At 52.4% G+C, this 22,017-nt stretch carries 19 protein-coding genes; 6 read left to right on the forward strand and 13 right to left on the reverse strand.

Annotation, left to right across the window (positions count from 1 at the left end):
- Nucleotides 1-505 precede the first annotated feature (505 nt).
- Nucleotides 506-2,041 carry a class I SAM-dependent methyltransferase gene (locus JFC11_RS18215; RefSeq protein ID WP_038480034.1) on the forward strand — a complete coding sequence of 512 codons (1,536 nt, stop codon included), beginning with the start codon at nucleotides 506-508 and terminating at the stop codon, nucleotides 2,039-2,041.
- A gap of 128 nt (nucleotides 2,042-2,169) precedes the next feature.
- Nucleotides 2,170-3,513 carry a deoxyguanosinetriphosphate triphosphohydrolase gene (locus JFC11_RS18220; protein WP_038480037.1) on the forward strand — a complete coding sequence of 448 codons (1,344 nt, stop codon included), beginning with the start codon at nucleotides 2,170-2,172 and terminating at the stop codon, nucleotides 3,511-3,513.
- 4 nt (nucleotides 3,514-3,517) lie between these two features.
- On the opposite strand, the gene JFC11_RS18225 is transcribed toward JFC11_RS18220, so the two are convergent.
- The 3 genes from JFC11_RS18225 to JFC11_RS18235 are packed head-to-tail and all read right to left on the reverse strand — an operon-like array spanning nucleotide 3,518 to nucleotide 5,560.
- Complete coding sequence (locus JFC11_RS18225; protein WP_120385977.1) at nucleotides 3,518-4,426, reverse strand: nuclease-related domain-containing protein; 909 nt, start codon at nucleotides 4,424-4,426, stop codon at nucleotides 3,518-3,520.
- Between the two features lie 58 nt (nucleotides 4,427-4,484).
- A complete protein-coding gene (locus JFC11_RS18230) occupies nucleotides 4,485-4,859 on the reverse strand; it encodes a translation initiation factor Sui1 (RefSeq protein WP_038480043.1) in 375 nt (124 codons plus the stop codon).
- Between the two features lie 2 nt (nucleotides 4,860-4,861).
- A complete protein-coding gene (locus JFC11_RS18235) occupies nucleotides 4,862-5,560 on the reverse strand; it encodes an HAD family hydrolase (protein ID WP_038480045.1) in 699 nt (232 codons plus the stop codon).
- Nucleotides 5,561-5,809: 249 nt separating this feature from the next.
- On the opposite strand from JFC11_RS18235, the gene JFC11_RS18240 reads away from it, so the two are divergent.
- Nucleotides 5,810-6,133 carry a hypothetical protein gene (locus JFC11_RS18240; RefSeq protein WP_095604695.1) on the forward strand — a complete coding sequence of 108 codons (324 nt, stop codon included), beginning with the start codon at nucleotides 5,810-5,812 and terminating at the stop codon, nucleotides 6,131-6,133.
- A 5-nt stretch (nucleotides 6,134-6,138) separates the two neighbouring features.
- On the opposite strand, the gene JFC11_RS18245 is transcribed toward JFC11_RS18240, so the two are convergent.
- From JFC11_RS18245 to tkt, 7 genes are all read right to left on the reverse strand, one after another.
- Nucleotides 6,139-6,480, reverse strand: coding sequence for a hypothetical protein (locus JFC11_RS18245; RefSeq protein WP_038480050.1), 342 nt, complete (start codon nucleotides 6,478-6,480; stop codon nucleotides 6,139-6,141).
- 122 nt (nucleotides 6,481-6,602) lie between these two features.
- Nucleotides 6,603-7,667: a class II fructose-bisphosphate aldolase gene (gene fba / locus JFC11_RS18250; RefSeq protein WP_038480053.1), complete on the reverse strand. Its 1,065-nt coding sequence runs from the start codon at nucleotides 7,665-7,667 to the stop codon at nucleotides 6,603-6,605.
- 64 nt (nucleotides 7,668-7,731) lie between these two features.
- The gene (locus tag JFC11_RS18255) at nucleotides 7,732-8,901 is read right to left on the reverse strand and encodes a phosphoglycerate kinase (RefSeq protein WP_198350211.1); all 1,170 of its coding nucleotides are present in this window, start codon (nucleotides 8,899-8,901) and stop codon (nucleotides 7,732-7,734) included.
- 47 nt (nucleotides 8,902-8,948) lie between these two features.
- A complete protein-coding gene (locus tag JFC11_RS18260; protein ID WP_038480056.1) occupies nucleotides 8,949-9,992 on the reverse strand; it encodes a type I glyceraldehyde-3-phosphate dehydrogenase in 1,044 nt (347 codons plus the stop codon).
- Nucleotides 9,993-10,052: 60 nt separating this feature from the next.
- Nucleotides 10,053-10,772: an LrgB family protein gene (locus JFC11_RS18265; protein WP_038480059.1), complete on the reverse strand. Its 720-nt coding sequence runs from the start codon at nucleotides 10,770-10,772 to the stop codon at nucleotides 10,053-10,055.
- The gene (locus tag JFC11_RS18270) at nucleotides 10,762-11,115 is read right to left on the reverse strand and encodes a CidA/LrgA family protein (RefSeq protein ID WP_038480062.1); all 354 of its coding nucleotides are present in this window, start codon (nucleotides 11,113-11,115) and stop codon (nucleotides 10,762-10,764) included. Before JFC11_RS18270 ends, JFC11_RS18265 begins: the two co-directional genes overlap by 11 nt.
- Nucleotides 11,116-11,148: 33 nt before the next feature.
- On the reverse strand, nucleotides 11,149-13,140 hold the full coding sequence (gene tkt / locus JFC11_RS18275; RefSeq protein WP_095604691.1) for a transketolase: 1,992 nt from the start codon (nucleotides 13,138-13,140) through the stop codon (nucleotides 11,149-11,151).
- 247 nt (nucleotides 13,141-13,387) lie between these two features.
- On the opposite strand from tkt, the gene metK reads away from it, so the two are divergent.
- Both metK and ligB read left to right on the forward strand, forming a co-directional pair.
- Complete coding sequence (gene metK / locus JFC11_RS18280) at nucleotides 13,388-14,608, forward strand: methionine adenosyltransferase (protein ID WP_038480068.1); 1,221 nt, start codon at nucleotides 13,388-13,390, stop codon at nucleotides 14,606-14,608.
- 138 nt (nucleotides 14,609-14,746) lie between these two features.
- Nucleotides 14,747-16,432 carry an NAD-dependent DNA ligase LigB gene (ligB, locus tag JFC11_RS18285; protein ID WP_198350212.1) on the forward strand — a complete coding sequence of 562 codons (1,686 nt, stop codon included), beginning with the start codon at nucleotides 14,747-14,749 and terminating at the stop codon, nucleotides 16,430-16,432.
- A gap of 5 nt (nucleotides 16,433-16,437) precedes the next feature.
- Here ligB and JFC11_RS18290 read toward each other — a convergent pair whose 3' ends face one another.
- The gene (locus tag JFC11_RS18290) at nucleotides 16,438-17,376 is read right to left on the reverse strand and encodes an AEC family transporter (RefSeq protein WP_198350213.1); all 939 of its coding nucleotides are present in this window, start codon (nucleotides 17,374-17,376) and stop codon (nucleotides 16,438-16,440) included.
- Nucleotides 17,377-17,563: 187 nt separating this feature from the next.
- On the opposite strand from JFC11_RS18290, the gene metF reads away from it, so the two are divergent.
- Nucleotides 17,564-18,406, forward strand: coding sequence for a methylenetetrahydrofolate reductase [NAD(P)H] (metF, locus tag JFC11_RS18295; RefSeq protein WP_038480077.1), 843 nt, complete (start codon nucleotides 17,564-17,566; stop codon nucleotides 18,404-18,406).
- A gap of 118 nt (nucleotides 18,407-18,524) precedes the next feature.
- Here the strand turns inward: metF and JFC11_RS18300 are convergent, their stop codons facing one another.
- Entirely contained in the window at nucleotides 18,525-20,723 is a 2,199-nt protein-coding gene (locus JFC11_RS18300) for a TRAP transporter permease (protein ID WP_038480080.1), read from the reverse strand.
- Between the two features lie 97 nt (nucleotides 20,724-20,820).
- Nucleotides 20,821-21,801 carry a TAXI family TRAP transporter solute-binding subunit gene (locus tag JFC11_RS18305; RefSeq protein WP_038480083.1) on the reverse strand — a complete coding sequence of 327 codons (981 nt, stop codon included), beginning with the start codon at nucleotides 21,799-21,801 and terminating at the stop codon, nucleotides 20,821-20,823.
- Nucleotides 21,802-22,017 lie beyond the last annotated feature (216 nt).

A 22,017-nucleotide genomic window follows, 5' to 3' on the forward strand; every position in this document is an offset into this window, starting at 1 on the left:
AGCGTGCACCGCACGTCATTCCCGAGCCACCGCACCGTCATTCCCGAGTGGGGTTATCGGGAATCCACCTTGACCTTGGACTGCAGCAGCCCGAAACTTCAGCCAACATGGATTCCCGCCAAGGGCCTGCGGGAATGACGAGGCGGTATGGAGGGCTGAGTGGCGTCATCGTCAGGTACTTATTAAACAAAGAATCCAGCCCATTGGCTGGATTTTGTGTGTGTGAAAGAAAGCTACTTAGCAGGCAGCAAAAAAACGTTTGCGAACTTATTCAATTATATAGCTAGTGATTGCGTAACAATCCTTCAAACTTCCCGCTACCTCTTCAGTAGACCCAATGGAGCAAATACTTCACTATCAAGACTCTAACAACAGCGTTTGTCTCCAGAGTATAGGTTAGGGGTAGAAGAGCGATATTCGTATTTTCTATCTGTTACTCAAGCTCTGGTGGTAGGTGACTTCGCTTAAAAACTGAATAATACGCCATCGCTTAGGAGCAGGTGTTATGTCGGATTGGACGTCTGGATACGTAGCGGATATTAGTTATACTTATGGATATTACGCTGAACTCAATCCTTTGCGAATTGCGCTAGGATTTATCAACGCCGGTATTCGGCCGCCAAACGTTACCAATGCCTGTGAACTGGGATTTGGCCAGGGCATTAGCACTAACATTCATGCGGCTGCCTCACAAATAAATTGGTACGGAACTGATTTTAACCCCCATCAAGCGGCATTCGCTCAGGAGTTATCATCTATAAGTGGTGCTAACGCAAAGCTATATGACGATGCGTTTGATGAATTTTGCCAGCGTGACGACTTGCCTGAGTTCGACTATATCGGCCTTCACGGCATATGGAGTTGGATTTCGGATGAAAACCGCGCAGTGATCGTTGATTTTATCCGGAGAAAATTGAAAGTGGGAGGTGTGTTATATATCAGCTATAACACTCAGCCTGGTTGGGCAGCGATGGTACCAATGCGTGACTTGCTAGCAGAGTATGCTGATACCATGAGCGCGCAAGGAGCAGGCACCATTTCACGTATCGATGATGCCATTGCGTTTGCTGAGAAGCTGGTGGCTGTGAATCCAGAATACTGTAATGCTAACCCCCAGATTAAGAATCGCTTAGCGAAAATTAAACAAGATAATAAAAATTACGTAGCCCATGAATACTTTAACCGCGATTGGGAGCCGATGGCATTTGCTAAAATGGCACGCTGGCTAGAGCCTGCAAAGATGGATTGGGCTTGCAGTGCGCGATATGCAGATGCCATTGAAAGTATTCAGTTAACCAATGAGCAACAGGCATTAATTAATAACATTCCTAACCCGCTATTTCGCCAGTCGGTGCGTGATTTTTGTGAGAACCGTCAGTTTCGTACCGATTACTGGGTAAAAGGGGCGCGTCGTTTAAGTGGGCTTGATAAAGATGAAATGCTAGATGGTCTTCGCGTGATTATGGGAGTGCCACGTAAAGATGTGCAGCTAAAAATCGCAGGGCGACTGGGTAGCTTTGACTTGCCTAGCAATATTTATACGCCGCTGCTAGATGCGCTTTCATCCTATCAACCGGTATTTGTATCCGAACTTTGGCAGGTTGCAAAAGAGCATGGAGTGGGGCGTCCTGCATTGAACAGTGCAATTGCCATACTGGCATCAAAGGGTATTATTTTGCCTGCCCAGTCCGACGATGATATTTCTAAAGTAGCGCCCAAGACTGGTCGACTAAATCGTTTTTTAATGAGCCAGTCAAGAAGCACGACTGAGTTGAGTTATCTCGCAAGCCCGGTGACAGGTGGTGGCTTTGCCGTCTCGCTCTTCCATCAGTTTTTCCTGCTTGCCACGTTAGAGGGCGGTGATGACGCTAAAACGTTAGCTACTTTTGCATGGCGTATTTTGGCGTCTCAAAACAAATGCCTGCTTAAAGAGGGCAAGCCAATTTCGGATGAGAATGAGAATTTGGCTGAGCTTGAGCGTCAGGCTGGTGATTTTCTAGACGAGCGGTTGCCCCTCTACCGAGCGTTAAAAATTATCTGATCAGTGGGGCGTGTCACTGCCATATAACATGTGTGTAGCGACGGTTGCTGCTGCACGCATGTCTTGAGGTTGAAGGCGGTTATCTTGCTTGGATTTATGTCAAAATGTTGCTCTCACGGAGGAACGCTATGACACAGATGCAATGGGACCAGTTATTATCCCCTCAACGCCTTCACGATAAACGCCCTGGTGGTGTGCGTGAAGCAACCCATGAAATCGGGCGAAGTCCTTTTCATAAAGATCATGATCGTATCGTTTTTTCGGGCTCCTTCCGGCGTTTGGGTCGGAAAACGCAAGTGCATCCACTGACTGAAAATGATCATATCCATACACGCTTGACCCATTCACTGGAAGTCGGCTGCGTTGGTCGCTCGCTAGGTATGATTGTGGGCGAGTTACTAAAAGATCGCCTGCCTAGTTGGATCACACCCGCTGACTTAGGGGTGATCGTCCAGACAGCGTGCTTAGGGCATGATATTGGCAACCCCCCTTTTGGTCATGCCGGTGAATATGCAATTCGTGATTGGTTTCGGCGTGCTCAAGATAGTGGCTTGCTAGATGGCTTGTCTGATGCAGAGCGTGATGACTTACTGACCTACGAAGGCAACGCCCAGGGCTTCCGTGTTATTACCCAAATTGAGTACAACCAGTTTAATGGTGGTATGCGGTTATCTGCCGCTACGTTAGGTACTCTGCTTAAATACCCCTGGACGGTACGCTACAGCGGGCGTGCTGGTAAATTCGGTTGTTACCAGTCTGAACAGGCGCTGTTAAAAGAAGTGGCTGATGCTGTCGGTCTTCTTCCCAAAGGAGATCAGCGTTGGTGTCGTCATCCGCTTGCCTGGCTTGTCGAAGCGGCTGATGATATCTGCTATGCCCTGCTTGATTTAGAAGATGGTTTAGAGATGGGGATTCTTCGCTATGAGGAAGTAGTCGAGATACTGCGCCAGATCGCGGGTGAATTCCCTCCAGAATACGCTGAGATGGAGAGGCGGAAAGTATCTCAGCGGCGTCGAATTGCCTTACTGCGCGGTGCCGCTATGGAACGCGCGGTGAATGATGTGGGGGCGGTTTTTGTGCAGCATGAGCAAGCGTTGCTCAGCGGAACGTTAGGCCAGGATTTATTAGAGCTGTGTCATCCTGATCTGGGGTGGGGCGTTCAAGCGGCAAAGCAGTTAGCTCGTGAGCGTATTTTTCAAAATGAGCGCAAAGCCAAACTTGAAATTGGTGCCTATACAACGCTGGGGATTTTATTAGAAGCATTTATTGGTGCTGCTAATGAACTACATCACACTGGGCATAGCTCATTCAAGCACCAGCGGGTGCTGGCGTTGATTGGTGAAAATACGCCATTGCCGTCCTGGACGCTCTACGATAGCTATCGGCGCATGCTGGATTTTATTGGTGGAATGACCGATCACTATGCTGTCGATCTTGCACAAGAAATGGGAGGGCGCTTGCGAGGTAATTAACCTTCTATACGGAGGGTTGACGCAGGTGTTTGAGCTCCATAAGGCGTGCACGCTCAATGAGTATATGAATCACTTTATCGTGAATGGCATCGCTCATCTGGCCGGGGGTGAGCTCGGTTAGTTGACGTGATAGCTGCTCACCGCTAACGACTAATATATCGGGGGCAGCTTCGCTAGTATCAACGTCCCAACCCGGCAAAACCAATACACCTTTTACCGGCACAGGAACACCGCAACGGCGCTCAAGCCATTGAGTCAGCCAACTAACGCCCTGACGTGTTTTATGCAGAGGGCGGCGTTCTTGCCAGTGAGGAAAACGTAGCCGCTCACGCTCAACAGCTACGCTATTAAGCTCTTTACCATCGCTACCAATCGCTAATGCTCGTGCACGTGTTTCTACCACGAAGACGCCATGTGGTGTGACAACGACATGGTCAATAGTAAAGCTATCGGTGGGTACGTCGTGAAACACATAATAGGGGTGGGCTTCTGGCCTCACCATGCGTTCCAGCTCTTGGCCTACGGCTAATTCGCAAGCTAAACCGAGTTTAAGACGGTGAATACGCTGATAATCGCGAACAAGTAACAGTGAAAAAGCCAGCACTAACAGGGTGCTAAGTAAGCCATATAATGCCCACTCCACCCAGTCTTGCTTTTCCACAAACAGCATACGCCCCATGCCATACACAAGCGGGGCAAGACTAATAATGGGACCGAGCGCACCGTTTAAAAACAAGCTAGAAAAAGCTTGGTCAAGGCGATGCCGCAGAGCTTGACCGGGTTCACGCAAGGGAGCATTAAAGGGAGACTGAACGCGTGCATCGTGAAGGCTACGCAGCGCCAAGACAATGCCGCCCATGGCCGCCATGGGAAACAGGAAAATGAGTGGTAGCAGGTATTCTAACCAATTCATTGCAGTGCCTTGCCCTTTAGTGCTTTGCCTCAAGACAGAGCGCTATCACAGAGGTGTGTCAGCCACCTGCTAATTTAACTTGGTAGCCTAACGATGTTAATGCTTGCTGTAGCGTTTCCCGATGATCGCCTTGAATTTCGATAATGCCATCCTTTACAGCACCACCGGTGCCACAGCGTTTCTTCAATGTCTTAGCAAGCGTTTTCAACTCCGCATTGGAAAGCGGTATACCGCTAATGGTGGTTACCCCTTTTCCCTTGCGACCACTGGTTTCGCGTCGGATTCGCACAATTCCGTCTAAATCAGCAATGCGCGCTTGCTCGCTGGTATCTGCGCAGCGGCAGTGGTCGATAGACTCGCGGCAGCTTGGGCAAGTTTTGCCTTGCTCTGTTGAATACACAAGGCCACCAAGCTGATCACGTAATGAAACCATACTTATTTCTCTATTGAATGTTGAGGCATTGGCATCTGCCACTTTTCATGAGTAAGGCGCTCAACGACTGCAGGTAGCTGATACATGTTGCTGATCATAATAGCGCCTTCAGGCGTAGTTTCAGCGTCCGGGTAACGATTCAAGTGGATGACGGTCATGCCAGCTTGTAGAGCTGCCCTTATGCCAACGAGTGCATCATCGATGGCGATACAATCACTTGCTGAAAAACCCATGATACTAGCTGCATGAAGGTGAAGACAGGGCTCTGGTTTCCAACAGTTAGCGGTATAACCGCTGAACAAACGCTTACCAAAGTAGGTGGCTAGGCCGGTTGCTTGTAAAGCAGTATGAATTTTGCTTTCTGGGCCATTAGATACAACCGCACTCGGGTAATTATTCAGTACCTCAAGGGATTCATGGACGCCAGGAATTGCCTTTAGCTCGCTTGTTAAACGATTAGCTAAGCTGGTTCGCATGGTGTGCTCCATGCTAGCTAATTGATCTTCATCGACATTCCCGTAACGTTGCTGTAACTCTGCCACAATTCGTCGAAAACGGGCACCTCGAAACTCGCCGAGATAATCGGTGGATTTAAAGGGTAAGCCTACCGAATTTAGACCGATAGCCATTTCTTCAGCCAGAAGTGGCTCGCTATCGACGAGGGTGCCATCACAGTCAAACAGCAAAAGTGGAAGCGGCATTGTCATTCCTTGCAGCGTCTTTTGCGCTGCCCGTATTAGTTTAAGCCGACCATGCTGCTATTGAACGAGATTTTTAGCTCTTTGTGAACACTGTTTGATAATTTTTTATAGTTTTATATCAAGCTGCCCAAGGAAAAGACTAAGTGATAGCCTCACTGCTGGGGGCAGGAAGGGCCTTTTAGAGCAACAGCACTGATGCGTGGCCATGTTTAGACTAAGCTTTGATAACCACAAAAAAGGAGAGCTTCGATGCGATTTACACCTTGGGTGTTTTCAATTGCTTTCTGTACATCCCTACTGATGGCAGGGCAAGCGCAAGCCGAAACGTCAGATTCAGATAATACGCAGCATGACACATTAGACGATGCGGCATTAGAGGAGAAATATGGTATCAAGGCAGGAGCACTTCAGCGAGATGAGTCTACTTCCAACGACGCTGAGGAAACCAGCGGCGATGAAAGTAATCATGCTGATAGTGAAGAAGATACGGAGGGAGGCACGGGAGGTACTGGTAGTGCCGAGGATGCAATCGAAAGCGGTGAGGGTGAACAGAGCAACAACGATAATGAGTAGTACTTTTAGCGTGTTAGGCGTCGCGAATTAGCGCTACTACGGCGATGGTAGGGTTTCATGGTCTTTTGGCTGGTGACCCACCAAGGAGCGTAGTGACCGTTCATAGCGCTCAATAACGTTTTTTGCATAACAAGGCCAGCCTCAATGCTGGCCTCCATTTTTTCGGTCACCATACGCTGGTTTTCGCGCATCATGGAAGGACTGAAAAATGGCTGTGTTTGCCACATCTGTTGACGCATAGCGATGGTGGACAGTGATGAGCTCCACAGTTCAAACGCCATAAACCCCGCTTTCCACATATCAAACATGGCCAACGGCGTCGTCGATGTTGTAGAAGAGTGCTTCATAGGGGAGCTACCTGCTGAGAGGATAATTAGTTACGACTCCTCTAGTATTAGCCTATATATGCTGCATTGCAATAAAATAAGGCGACCAATCGGCCGCCTTAAGGGAGCATGTGAAGAGAACGTTACTTCACTTTAGGAGCTAGCTCGCCGCGCTCGTAGCGCTGGAACATTACTTCTAAGTTGACGGGTTTAATTTTGCTCGCATTACCAGCAGTGCCGAAAGCTTCATAGCGTGCAATACACAGGTCGCGCATGGCGGTCACGGTTTCTTTAAGGAATTTACGCGGGTCGAACTCGGAAGGGTTCTGGGCCATAAATCGGCGGACTGCACCCGTAGAAGCAAGACGTAAATCGGTGTCGATGTTTACTTTACGAACACCGTGTTTAATGCCTTCGATGATCTCTTCGACCGGTACACCATACGTTTCCGGAATTTGACCGCCATACTGGTTAATCACTTCCAGCCACTCTTGTGGCACGGATGATGAGCCATGCATTACCAAATGCGTGTCGGGAATGCGCGCATGGATCTCTTTAATGCGTTGGATCGACAGGGTGTCGCCAGTGGGTGGCTTGGTAAATTTATAAGCCCCGTGGCTGGTACCAATGGCGATAGCCAGCGCATCTACGTGGGTTGCTTTGACAAACTCAGCGGCTTCTTCAGGGTCGGTGAGCATCTGTTCCATGTCCAGCTTGCCCTCGGCACCAATGCCGTCTTCCTCGCCAGCCATACCCGTCTCTAAGCTGCCTAGGCAGCCTAGCTCGCCTTCAACGGAGACACCGCAAGCATGCGCCATTTCTACTGCACGACGAGTGACATCGACGTTGTAGTCATAGTCCATCGGTGTTTTGCCGTCTTCACCTAAAGAGCCGTCCATCATTACCGAGGAGAAGCCGAGTTGAATAGAACGCTGGCAAACAGCAGGGCTAGTACCGTGGTCCTGATGCATCACGACTGGAATGTGCGGGAACTCCTCAACTGCTGCCAAGATCAGGTGGCGCAGGAAGGGGGCACCGGCATATTTCCGCGCGCCAGCAGAAGCTTGCACGATAACCGGAGAGTCAGTGGCGTCAGCAGCTTCCATGATGGCGCGCATCTGCTCAAGGTTATTAACGTTGAATGCTGGAATACCGTAGCCATATTCGGCTGCGTGGTCGAGCATTTGGCGCATGCTGATCAAAGCCATGGGATCACCTTAGTTGGGTTGTATGTATGTACAAAGGCAGTGAGCGTGCCATTTGTTTAAAGATTTAACCGCGCTGAGCGGCAGCCTCGAGTGCGGCGACGGCAGGCAACTGCTTGCCTTCAACGTACTCAAGAAATGCGCCACCGCCAGTAGAGATATAGGAAACGCGGTCAGCAATGGCATATTTATCAATCGCCGCTAACGTATCACCGCCCCCAGCAATTGAGAAAGCGCTACTGTCGGCAATCGCCTGAGAAAGCACTTCAGTTCCTTTACCAAACTGATCAATTTCAAATACACCGACAGGGCCATTCCACAAAATAGTGCCTGCATTTTTCAGTAAGCTGGCTAAGTGGCTAGCGGTGTCAGGACCGATATCCAGAATCATTTCGTTATCAGCGACCTGATCAACTGGCTTGACGACGGCTTCTGCGGAATCAGAAAACTCAGTGGCAACAACGACATCCGTCGGTAATGGTATGGCTACTTTCTCCATGAGTGCTTTTGCTTGGCCAATTAAATCTGCCTCAAAGAGCGATTTGCCAACATTATAGCCTGCTGCAGCGATAAACGTGTTGGCGATACCACCGCCAACAATCAGTTGGTCGCACTTGTCTGAAAGGGCGGTTAGCACGTCTAACTTGGTGGATACTTTAGAGCCGCCTACAATCGCTGTCATAGGCCGCGCCGGGTTTGCCAACGCTTTTTCAAGCGCATCAAGCTCTTGCGCAAGTAGCGGTCCTGCACACGCCTGTGGGGCAAAGCGCGCCACGCCGTGAGTAGAGGCCTGCGCGCGATGAGCCGTACCGAAGGCATCCATTACAAAAACGTCGCATAACGCTGCGTATTGTTTGGAAAGCTGTTCGTCGTCTTTCTTCTCACCGTTGTTAAAGCGCACGTTTTCTAGCAGCACAACATCGCCGTTAGCCAATGTTGGCGCTGTATCGAGATAATCGCTGATTAGCGTTACGGGGCGGCTAAGCAACTCGCCTAAGCGCTCTGCGACGGGAGCGAGTGAAAACTCTTCAGCAGGCTCTCCTTCAGTCGGGCGGCCTAAGTGACTCATTAGCATCACTTTCGCACCTGCTTGAGCTGCTGCCTGAATAGTCGGCAGCGCTGCGCGAAGACGGGCGTCACTGGAAACACGGCCATGTTTGATCGGTACGTTAAGGTCTTCACGAATCAGCACGCGCTGCCCTTCCAGGGGCAGATCGGTCATTTTTTGCACGTTCATGTGAGCGGTTTCCTCGTGTTCAAGCAGATGAAAAGACATGATGCAGCCTAGCGAGCGTTGCTTTTGGAAAGCGATGCCAGCCGTTGGGTGATATCCAGCATACGATTGGCAAAGCCCCATTCATTATCAAACCAACACAGCAGCTTAATTAAGCGTGTCCCTGCGACCCGTGTTTGCGTGGCGTCTAGGATGCCAGAGCGTGGATCATGATTAAAATCTATCGATGCCATGGGGGCTTCGGTATAGCCTAATACGCCAGCTAAGCGCTGCTGACTGGCGGATCGTAGTAAGTCGTTAACGTGTTCGGCGCTCGTATCACGACGCACAGTCAATGCGGCATCCATGGCAGAGACATTAATGGTTGGTACGCGTACGTGCAGGCATTCAAAACGACCGGACAGACTTGGCATCAAGCGGCTGATCCCGACGGCTAACCCAGTGTCCACGGGGACAATTGACTGCATAGCCGAGCGTGTCAGGCGCAGATCCGTTTGATGATAAGCATCAATGACGGGCTGGTCGTTCATGGCCGAGTGGATGGTGGTGGTAACGCCGTGTTCAAGCCCTAGTGCTTCGTCCAGTACGGTGAGTAACGGGACAAGGCAGTTGGTGGTGCATGAGGCTGCTGAGAGAACGCGGTGGGAGAGTGTGAGTTCATGTTCGTTAATGCCCCACACAATCGTCGTATCCACATCGCTTTCGGCGGGTTGAGAAAACAGCAGTCTCTTGGCGCCAGCGGCTAAATGCTGCTCCGCTGTCGCACGATCCTTGAAACTACCAGAGCATTCCAGCACTAAATCAATGTCTAGTGCTGCCCAGGGCAGAGCCTGCGGATCACGCTCGCAAAGAACGTGTATGCGCTGGCCATTGATAAGCAGGCATTCACCGTCATTGTCTACTTCGCCAGGGAAACGACCATGGGTCGTATCATAGCGAGTAAGGTAGGTAATCGTCGCAAGATCAGATAGCTCATTGATGGCAACCACTTCAATTTCTGGGTGGTTGCGCTCAACCAACGCTCTTAACACGCATTGGCCAATGCGTCCGTAACCATTAATGGCAATTCGATATGTCGAGTTTGCATTAGCCATGTCGCGAAGCGGCTCTCAAAAAAATTGCTCAATGATAGCGTATTTCAACTGAGTTTGTTTTCAGCTGACCGTGCCGATCAGCCGCCAAGCGAGTGGCAGCAACAGGGCGGTAAAAATACCGGTTAAACTCATGCCTAACGAGGCAAACGCGCCAGCCGTTGGACTCAGTTCAAATGCTCGCACAGTGCCAATGGCATGGCCATTGAGACCCAGTGCGAAACCAATAATGCGTTCATCGTTAATTTTTAGCAGCCGGGCAACGACACTCACGAAGGGAATAGTAACTACTCCTGTCACTAGCAGCGCCCCCATTAGTAACGCTACGTTGCCGCCGAGCTGTTCAGTAATACCGATGGCGATTGGCGCGGTGACTGATTTGGCGGCGAGTGACGCCAAAATAGTGGGGCTAGCCCCCATTAGCCAAGCAATGCCGATTGCGTAGCAGGCCGCTAGTGCGGCGGCGATCGGTAAACAAAGTGTCAGCGGTTGCCAAAGTTCACGAATGCGCGGCAGCTGTTGATAGAGTGGCATGCCTAAGGCAACGGTCGCCGGCCCTAACAAAATGGTGAGCCATGAGGCCCCTTGTTGGTAAATCGAATAAGGCAGCCCTATCGCGACGAGTGCCGCTGCTAATAGCAACGCAGCGATTAAAATAGCGGGTAGCCAAGAAGGGTTACGCAAGCGCTTAAAGAGCAAGTTACCGAGCAAATAGGCTGCAAGCGTAAGTCCTACAGCAAACAGCGGTGTGGCTGTTAGAGTGGACAGCATATCAGTGGGCATCTGATCGCCCAATTAGCCGTTGTAATAACCATAACGTGGTAATCACGCTTAATAACGTCCCTAGCAATAGCGCAATGATTATGGCGAACCACTGACCCGCGAGTTCATCCAGAATAAAGAACACGCCAACGACGCCTGGCATAATCAACATGGCCAGAAGCGCGATTAACGGTTGTGCTGCGGCCGCTAAACTTGAAGGCACGCGCCCTAAGACACCAAGGGTGGCACATAGCAACAGCATGCCCACAACCCCTGAAGAAAAAGGCAAACCGGAGAAGTGGATGACCACTTCCCCAATTAACCAATAGCTAATTAGCCATAGCAGACCATTTAGCGCGGGCATGGCAGAACCCGCGCTAGATCAGCCTGCATGGCGTTAGCCCAGTAGCTCATTGGCCTGTTTAACAATATTTTCAACCGTAAAGCCGAAATGTTTGAACAGTTCGCCCGCAGGTGCAGATTCACCGTAGGTGGTCATACCGATAACACGACCATCCAGGCCAACATACTTGTACCAGTAGTCGGCATGGCCCGCTTCGATCGCAATCCGTTTGGTGACTGCTTTGGGCAGTACACTTTCACGGTATTCCGCGTCCTGGCCATTAAAACGGTAGGTTGACGGCATGGAGACCACGCGCACCGCTTTACCTTGCTGCTCTAGTTCTGCTGCGGCGTCCATGGCAAGCGATACTTCAGAGCCGGTAGCAATCAAAATCAGCTCGGGCGTACCGTCGCTGTCTTTCAAAATGTAACCACCACGCTGAATGGCCGCTAGTTGCGCCTTGGTGCGCTGCTGATGAGGCAGATTCTGGCGCGAGAGTACCAACGCGGTGGGGCCGGAGTGGCGTTTCACCGCTGCATCCCAGGAAGCCGCTGTTTCAACCGCGTCACAGGGGCGCCATGTGTTCAGGTTAGGCGTTGTGCGCAGGCTGGTCAGCTGCTCAATCGGCTGGTGGGTGGGACCATCTTCGCCCAGACCAATAGAGTCATGGGTAAATACATAAATGGCCTGTTGGCCCATCAGCGCGGCCATCCGCACGGCGTTACGCATGTATTCCATGAAAATCAGGAAGGTCGCGCCATACGGAACGAAACCACCGTGGAGGGCGATACCATTCATCACCGCGCCCATGCCGAACTCACGTACCCCGTAGTGCAGGTAATTGCCGCTAGCGTCTTCCGGAGTGATGGCTTTGGCGCCCTTCCAGAAGGTCAAGTTAGATGGCGCAAGATCAGCGCTACCACCGAGCAGCTCAGGCATTTGCGGGCCGATAACATTCAACGCTTCAAAAGAGGCCTTGCGAGAGGCAATGCTTTCACCTTTCTCTTGAGCCTGCTCAATGAGCGCGGCGGTTGAAAGCTCTGCCGGTAGCTGCGCCTTCATGCGGCGCTCAAACTCTTTGGCTTCGGCTGGGAATGCTTCGGCATAACGGGCGAAGCGGGCATCCCACTCCTGCTGGCGGGTTTTGCCAGCGTTACGGGCATCCCAAGCAGAATAAACGGGCTCGGGGATATGGAACGGTGCGTGTTCCCAGCCGAGTTGCTTACGGGCGAGAGCCACTTCGTCGTCACCTAAGGGTGCGCCGTGTGCCTCTTCTTTACCCTGTTTGTTAGGTGCGCCAAAGCCAATGATTGTTTTGCAGATAATCAGGCTAGGCTTATCGTCGTGGCTCTTGGCTAATTCAATAGCCGCTTTGATCTCTTCCGGCTTATGACCGTCGACGTTCGGCACCACGTGCCAGCCGTACGCTTCAAAGCGCTTAGCGGTGTCGTCGGTAAACCAGCCTTCAACCTCGCCATCAATAGAGATGCCGTTGTCGTCATACAGGGCAATCAGCTTGCCAAGCTGCTGAGTACCTGCCAGCGATGCGGCTTCATGGGAGATGCCTTCCATTAAGCAGCCGTCACCTAGGAAGCACCAAGTATGGTGATCAACAATGTTGTGGCCAGGGCGATTAAACTGCGCGGCCAGCGTTTTTTCAGCAATCGCAAAACCAACGGCGTTGGCGAACCCTTGGCCCAGCGGGCCGGTGGTGGTCTCGATGCCTGGGGCGTAGCCAAATTCCGGGTGGCCAGCCGTGGGCGAATGCAGCTGGCGGAAGTTCTGCAGCTGTTCCAGGCTTAATTCATAGCCGCTGAGGTGCAGCAGCGAATAAAGCAGCATTGAGCCGTGGCCATTAGACAACACGAACCGGTCGCGATCAGCCCACTTGGGATCTTCGGGGTTGTGCTTGAGGTAGTCATTCCACAGCACCTCGGCGATATCAGCCATGCCCATAGGCGCGCCAGGGTGGCCAGATTTGGCCTTCTGAACAGCATCCATGGAAAGGGCGCGAATGGCATTGGCCAGCTCAAAACGGGACGGCATGGGGGTGCTCCTCGCCTGAAAACGGAAATAATAAAGGCGCTATTGTCGCTGACTTCCCCGGCGGCGGCAAATTCTGGAGCCACGTTCTGGGAAGAACCCCCAACAGCGTGTAGACTCTGCCTCCCGAAGTGGTAGCGAAAATTGTCGTGCCGCTTCTATATATGGGCAGGGAACTGAACTTCCTGCCATGATTTCCTGCTGATGCTGCGGTCACTCTGCAGCCGTCATACAGAGGGTCGAGAGCGCGATGAGCGAATATTCCCTGTTTACCTCCGAGTCTGTCTCCGAAGGGCATCCTGATAAGATTGCCGACCAGATTTCCGACGCGGTACTAGATGCCATTATCGCCCGAGATAAACAGGCCCGCGTTGCCTGTGAAACCATGGTGAAGACAGGCGTTGCCATTATTGCTGGTGAGATCACCACGTCTGCGTGGGTTGATCTGGAAGCGCTGGTACGTGATGTGATTACCGATATTGGCTACACCTCATCTCGCGTGGGCTTTGATGGCGCAACCTGTGGGGTGATCAACCTGATCGGCAAACAAAGCGTTGATATCGCTCAAGGCGTCGACCGCACGAAACCTGAAGATCAGGGTGCTGGCGATCAGGGGTTGATGTTTGGCTACGCGACTAACGAAACCGACTCGTTTATGCCGGCGCCAATTCACTACTCGCACCGTTTGGTTGAGCGTCAGGCGGAGCTGCGTAAAAACGGCCTGCTGCCGTGGCTACGCCCGGATGCCAAAAGTCAGGTAACGTTCCGTTATAACGCGGAAGGCAAGCCCTGTGGTGTCGATGCTATCGTATTGTCTACTCAGCACGACCCGGAAATCGGCCAAGACGACCTGCGCAAAATGGTTAAGCGCGAAATCGTCGAACAGGTGATTCCCGCTGAGTGGCTGGATGAGCATACCCAGTACCACATTAATCCGACCGGCCAGTTTGTTATTGGTGGCCCGGTGGGCGATTGTGGCTTAACAGGGCGTAAAATTATCGTCGATACGTACGGCGGTATGGCGCGGCATGGTGGTGGAGCCTTCTCTGGCAAAGACCCGTCTAAAGTTGACCGCAGCGCCGCTTATGCTGGCCGTTACGTGGCTAAAAACGTCGTTGCCGCAGGCTTGGCTGATAAGTGCGAAATCCAGGTTTCCTACGCTATCGGCGTTGCCGAGCCGACGTCGGTTTCCATCGATACCTTCGGCACCGGTAAAATCGACGATGTTAAAATTGTCGAGCTAGTGCGTGAGCACTTTGATCTGCGCCCTTACGCGATTACCAAAATGCTCGACCTGCTACACCCGATGTACCGCCTCACGTCTGCTTATGGCCACTTTGGACGTGAGCCGTTTGAGCATAGCTACAGCTGGGTAGACGACAAAGGCCAAGTGCATACAGAAACCTTTACCGCCTTCCCGTGGGAAAAAACCGATAAAGCCGACACTCTGCGCCAGGCTGCCGGTTTGTAAACCAGGCAACGACTGTCGTAAGAGAGAACGCCCCTATGGCCTACGCCAAGGGGCGTTTTTGTTGTGCGTTGAACGGGATGATAAGCCTTACGCTAAGATTACTTTATGGATAAGGGAGGTAAGAGGGAGAGGTGAAGCATGAGAAAGTGGCGTGCAGCAGGCTGGAAGTGGTTACTGGTTGCTTGGTTGATGAGTGTCACCTTATCCGCACAGGCCAACGTGTGCCCTGACTGGCCCCGTGAACGGCTGGCGCAAGAGAGCCAAACACTGGCAGAGCATATTGCTCGATGGGACAGTGCCTATCACGATCAGGGCGAGTCACTGATTGATGATGAGCTTTACGATCAAGCGGTCGCTCGGCTAGCAAACTGGCAAGCCTGCCTGGGGGAAGTGGCTCGGCAACGGCCGCTAACCAGAGTCACTCGTAGCGCTGGCACGCTAGATCATCCCGTGGCGCAAACGGGCTTGAATAAGGCCGATGATGACGGTGTGGGACGCTTTATGAGCCGCCGAGATGATCTTTGGATCCAGCCTAAGGTCGATGGTGTTGCGATAACGCTACGCTACGAAGAGGGCGTGTTGGTCGAAGCGGTTAGCCGCGGTGACGGTGAACGCGGGCAGAACTGGACGGCTCGTGTACAGCAGCTTCCCACCGTGCCAAACACACTGCCAACGCCGCTATCCGCTGTATTCCAGGGCGAACTCTACTGGATATTAAATGGCCATATTCAGTCGCAGAGTCCCGCCTCTGGCGCGCGAGGTGCTGTTGCCGGGGCCATGGCTCAGGCATCACCTTCGCGGCAAACCCGTGAGCGTATCGGGCTGTTTATCTGGGATTGGCCAGAAGGGCCGAGAGAGATGAATGAAAGGCTTGGCCAACTGACCGCGTTAGGCTTTGATACCGCCGATTACACCCACCCTATCAATGCCCAGCATGACGCCGCCAACTGGCGCGATACGTGGTTTAACGGCCCATTGCCGTTCGCCACCGATGGAGTGGTACTGAAACAGTCCGAGCGCCCTGGAGGGCAACGCTGGTCATCATCGCCGCCGGAGTGGGCCGTTGCGTGGAAGTACCCCGCTCAGCAGGCGTTAGCTCAGGTGCGTGGTGTCGAGTTTCGCGTTGGTCGAACAGGGCGCGTGACGCCGCTGTTGTGGCTTTACCCAGTCACGCTAGAAGGACGGCGTATTAGTCGTGTGTCGCTGGGATCCCTGGAGCGCTGGGAAGCATGGGACGTGCGCCCAGGCGATCACATTGCGATCACATTGGCGGGTCTCACTATTCCACAGGCAACGGAAGTCGTTTGGCAAACTCAGGAGCGAGCGGCCCTTGGCGTGCCCTCGCCAGAGCGTTATCACCTGTTAAGTTGCTTTACGCTTACCACGGACTGCGACTCGCAGTTGCTGGCGCGGCTTAGCTTCTTAAGCGATCAGTTAAACATGCAGGGCGTGGGAGAGGGCACCTGGAAAGCGCTTATGGAGGCAGGTGTTGTGACCGAACTGCTAGGCTGGCTGGCAGCAACGCCGGCACAGCTTCAGCGGGCACATGGCGTGGGAAGCGTTCGTTCAGCAGCGCTTGTCGCTCAGTTCCAGGCCGCACAGGCGGCCTCCTATGTTCAGTGGTTAGCGGCGTTAGGGATACCACCAGGTGGCAGCGCCCAGCTAGGGGATTGGGATACGTTAGCAGGTTACACACACTCAGATTGGCTAGCCGAACCCGGCGTTGGCCCCGTGCGTGCTGACGCGCTGGTGGCATTTTTCAGCCATCCAGACGTGCAGCGGATGGCCGCTCAGCTAAAGCTGGCGGGGGTTGAAGGCTTTTAACCCAATCAGAGGCCTAGCCCGGTAAGTTGCAGCATGAGGTGGAGATAGAGAGGAATTAGTAATGGCGCTAATAGCGTGGTGGTAAGCACCGCTAATGCTCCTTTTTGCGGTTGAATCCCTAGCTCCATCGCGACTACCACCACATTAGAGGCCATGGGTACGACGCCTAACAGTAACAACGCCATACCGAGTTCTGGTGCAAGCGGGCCCAAGGCTTGAAGTAATAAAACGGCGACTAGCATCACCAGCGGCCAAAGTAGGTAACGTAAGCCCACGCAGGTGGCAACAAAGCGGGAGTCCCAAGCATCAATCGTAACCTGGCTAAGGGTCATGCCAATAATCATCATACCTAGCAGGGTGTAGGTGGCGGGGAAAACGTCAAGCGAGTTCATCAGTGCGCTGGGAAGTGTCACGTTAAGTGCACTCAGCAGCAGCGCAGACAAAAACGCGTAGACCAGCGGCAGTCGAGCAATTTTGATCAGACTTTGGCGCATGGAAAAGTGGCCGCGGGCACTTAAGTAAAAGCCCACCGTAAACTCGTATAGATTAATCCCTAACATGCAGAAGAGATAAAGCGTGACACCTTCTGGCGGCAGTAAAATTAGCGCCACGGGCAGGCCAAAGTAACCGGTATTGCCAGTGCCAGAAGAGAACGCTAACAGCGCCCCTTCCTGTGCTCCAAAGCGGTGCTGGGTAAACCAGCGTACGGCCAGCGCCATGGTACTTACCAAGATGAATAGCGCTAGTGTTAATAGCAGATACTCCGCCGTAGGGCCGCCGTTCATCAGTGAACGGAAAATGGTCAGTGGTGCGATCAGATAAACCAGTAATGTGGCAATGGGGCGCGGGTCGATTTTTAAGCGCTGTGCGGCAATCCATCCCAAGCCTACAAACCCCAATAACATCAACAGTGGCCCCATTAGGGCACTTGGCGCTAAATCCATTTCTGCATCCTAGTCGTTAGATGATGACGCTGTTGGTTAAATAGCTCTATGTAACTCAGTAGTTGTGTAAATAGCTAACATGAGCCGAATTAAAGGCCGACTGTGGAATCTTTCATTAGCTCCAGCGCGGCGGAAAGAGGAGAATAACCTAAATTATCACGATGTTAACGCTTTGCGAGGAAGTCCCATGAGCAGTCAAGAGCACCCGTTAGGTATTAGCTTTGAATTCTTTCCGCCCAATACCGATGCGGGAAGAGAGAAGTTAATGCACGTGCGCGATGAACTGGCCGCTCGACATCCGCGCTTTTTCTCGGTCACTTATGGTGCCGGTGGTTCCACTCAAGCGCGCACACGCGATATTGTGCGCACCGTTAGCCAGAGCGGCATTACGACCGCGCCACACCTTTCCTGCATTGGCAGTGAAAAAGCGCAATTGCGCGACCTGCTAGCGCAGTATCGTGAAGAGGGTGTCGACAGCTTAGTGGCGCTACGTGGCGACATGCCATCGGGCATGGGAAGCATTGGTGAGTTGCGCTACGCCAATGAACTGGTCGAGTTTATCCGAGCGGAAACCGGTGACCATTTTGATATTGCGGTGGCCGCCTATCCTGAATCTCATCCACAGGCACCCAATCTCGATAAGGATGTGGAAAACTTTGCCCGTAAAATGAAGGCTGGCGCCAACATGGCCATCACCCAGTACTTTTTTACCGCGGATGCCTACTTCCATTTTGTTGAAAAAGCTCGGGCATTAGGTGTCGAGCAGCCGATTATTCCTGGCATTATGCCGATTACTAACTACACCAAATTGGCGCGTTTTTCAGATGCCTGTGGCGCAGAAATTCCCCGTTGGATTCGCAAGCAGTTGGAAGCTTATGGTGATGATAGTGACGCTATTGCCGCTTTTGGCACCGATGTTGTTAGCCGTTTGTGTGAGCGCTTACTCGATGGCGGTGCACCTGGTCTACACTTCTACACGCTTAATCAGGCAGCACCCGTACTGAAAATTGTTGATAACCTGAGAGGCTAGTGCGCTCTTAAAGAATCTAGCCTAGCGATCAAGAAGAACGCCCGCTCGATAGCTCTCGAGCGGGCGTTTTCGTTGGGCGGTTAACGGCTAGTGGTTAAGTGAATAGCCGATTGTGCCGTTAAGTGGTGCTGGGTGTGGCCTTATTGCCATGCTGCTTACGCTGCATAATGAACAGCGCTGCGCCAATGGCCAGGCCTGCAATATCGCTGTAAATGCCGCCGTAAATCATAAACAGCGCACCGACCAGCATAACCACACGCTGTAAGGTGTTTACCGGCCCAAAGAACCATGCTTGCACCATGCCTGAAAGCAAGATGATCCCCAGTGTGGCGGTCACCCCGACACGAAGTATTTGCATCGCGGAGCCTTCCATCAGCATGGCTGGGCTGTAGAAGAACATAAACGGCACGATAAATGCAGCAAGACCAATTTTAAACGAAGCGACCGATGTGCCCATGGGGTTATCCCCAGAAATACCGGCGGCGGCGTAAGATGCTAACGCCACTGGCGGCGTAATGGCCGACACGACCGCGAAGTAGAACACAAAGAAGTGTGCTACGAGCGGCTCGATACCAATATTGATCAGGCCGGGTGCCACCACCGATGCTGCTACCGCGTAGGCTGCCGTCGTAGGCATGCCCATGCCGAGCAGGATACTGATCAGCATGGCAAAAACTAATGCCAATAGCTGGCTAACCCCGGCAAGGCCTAACAGCAGTGAAGAGAAGCGCGCGCCGACGCCCGTCAGTGATATAACGCCAACAATAAGGCCCGCGCAAGCACACACCGCGATGATCTGAATCGACATTATGCCCGCTAGTTGGAGGGCTCTCAAAATAGCCCGAATACCCATTTTATTGGGTGAGATCCAACTAACAACTGCCGCTGACGCGGTGGCTAGCGTGCCAGCACGAATGACGGAGTAGCCCATAAAGAGAGCGACAATAAGAATAATAATTGGCGCGAATAGATAGACTTGTTTAGCCAGCTTGGAGAATAGCGGGATTTCATCTTTACGCATGCCACGCATGCCTTTACGCGCTGCTTCAAAATCCACCATAAAGTAGATAGATGCGAAGTAAAGAATGGCTGGAATGACCGCCGCAATCGCAATTTCTGTATAAGGAATGCCGGTGACTTCCGCCATGATAAAGGCGCCCGCCCCCATGATGGGCGGCATGATCTGACCACCAGTAGACGCCGCTGCTTCAATGGCACCAGCACTGCGCGCCGGATAGCCGACTTTTTTCATCAATGGGATGGTAAGCGAGCCAGTTGATACCACATTACCTGCTGATGTGCCGTTGATCATGCCCATTAAGCCGGAAGCAAAAATAGATACTTTCGCCGGGCCGCCACGGGCACGGCCAGCGGCTGCAAACGCAAAGTTGACGAAGTAATCGCCTACTTTGGAGGCCTGTAAAAACGCCGCGAAAATAATAAACAAAATGATATAAGTCGATGACACCGCGGTCGTTGGGCCAAGGATGCCCGCATCGGTATAGACCTGACTGAAGAAGCGCTGCACGGACAAGCCTGGGTAGCCTAGGAAGCCTGGTAGATGCTGGCCAGCAAAGACATAGACCAAGAAAACCGCTGAAATAACCACCAGTGCTAAACCAGCCACGCGACGAGTAAGCTCAAGAATCAGCAGTGAGCCCGCAATGGCCGCCCAAGAAATGCCGGGAGGAGCAAACGAGGTGCCTGTCGACATGCGCATATTGGTATTAAAGGCCATTAGCAAGTAAGCAGCGCTGGCGATGGCGCACACCATCAGAACGAGATCGGCGGGATTAAAGCGGTGACGTGCCTGACGATAGAACCACGAGAGAGCAATAGCTGCAGCTGTGGTGGCTATCAGTGGGTAGCCGTAATGCAGTGTCTCAATACTGGGATCGATGCGCATGGCACCGCCATTGAGTGTTTGCTGCATCAGAACGACCTGTACAAGTGCATAGATCGCAGGCGCTAGGAGCGCATAGCTGGCCCATTTGAGCCATGCAGGGGAGGCTTGCTGATCATCTTCTGCAAAGCGAGCACCGGCAAACAGCCCGTACCCTAAAATTAGCGCACCGGCAATGTGTACAATGCGAAACGACCAGGTTTCCATCGGATACACATTGAGCGAAAACAGGTGGAAGCTTGAATAGCCAATGGCCAGTGCGGCAAACAAAAAGAACTGCCAGCCAACAAACACACGGCGGTTGGACTCGACAACCTCTTCATCGACACCCTCGGCAATTGACTCGGGTATCGATGAAGCAGTTTGGGCGTCATCCTTGAGGCCGTTGGGGTCTTGATCGGTATTGTGACTCATCAGAGGTCACCCTCACAGCAAAAGCAAAAAAGAGGCGGTAGCGAACGCTGCCCCGCCCGGCCAGCGGAAAACAGGGCAGCGTGAAGAGGGGCTTGGCTTAGTTGATCATGTCATCATCGATGTCGTAGCCATTCTCTTCGTACCAGCGTGCGGCGCCCGGATGGAAGGGCAGCACATTGTTGTGGACGATGTTTTCTGGAATGGTGGTTTCAGCGCTGCGGTGCACTGAGCGCATACGGTCATTGTTTTCCATCGTGGCTTTGGTGACTTCATAGATAAAGTCTTCCGGCAGATCACAGCCCGCAATGGCGAAGTTCCACATAGACACAGCGCGTGCGTCTTCTTCCAGTGTGGTGTAAGTGCTTGCTGGGATAGTGAATTCAGCAACCGGGAAGGCGTCCAGGACGGTGGCCATCTCTTCTTCGGTAAACTCAATGATGTTCACATCGGTCTGTACTTCGAGTTGGCTAACGGCCGGAATCGGAATACCCGCTGCAAACGCGATCACATCCAGCAGGCCATCCTGCAGCTGACCACCTAAGTCAGACCAGCCGCCATTACGACGATCAAACTCAACGCCCAGCGTTTCGAGGATAGCGGGGAAGTAAGTGTCTGATGTAGAAGCTGCTGGGCCGAAGCCAATGCGCGCGCCATCAGGAATGTCTGAGATGGATTCAATGCCTGAGCTTGAAAGAGCGGCAATAGAGAAGGGTGTTTCATACATCGGGAACAGCGCGCATACATTGTCCATTGCCAAGCCAGGCGCTAGTGGACTTTCACCGTTAACAGCGTCTGACGCTGGGCCCATCGTCGTCAGACCAAAGGCCATATCGCCGCTATGTACGAGCGCTAGATTTTGAGTCGGGCCGCCGGTGACTTCACCGCCACCTGAAACATCCAGCTCATCAGCAATAAAGTTAGCCCAGCCTGAGCCATAAACGAAGTAGGTGCCGCCCTGACTTGCGGTACCGACAGTGAAGTTATCGGGCCATTCTGAGCGGTCTGCTTGGGCAGTGCCTGCTGCTAGAAGGGCACTACTGGCAAGAAAGGCGACGGTTTTAGGCATCATATTGCGCATGGCGAGATTTCCTAAGCTGTTATTGGGATTATCGTCTGGCGTGCTGGCACAGCCAGTGGCTTGAACGTTAAGCAATTTGTATACAGCGATAGTCATGCCAATAGGCGGGGTGATTATTAAAATCAGCTACTTAAAGTTTTCTTATTCAACTTTGGTTGAAACTAAAAAAGCGTTGAGTGTCTGGGGTTTCGCACACCAAAGGCTGGTTAGTGTGTG

Source organism: Vreelandella alkaliphila (assembly GCF_016107625.1).
Classification (GTDB): domain Bacteria; phylum Pseudomonadota; class Gammaproteobacteria; order Pseudomonadales; family Halomonadaceae; genus Vreelandella; species Vreelandella alkaliphila.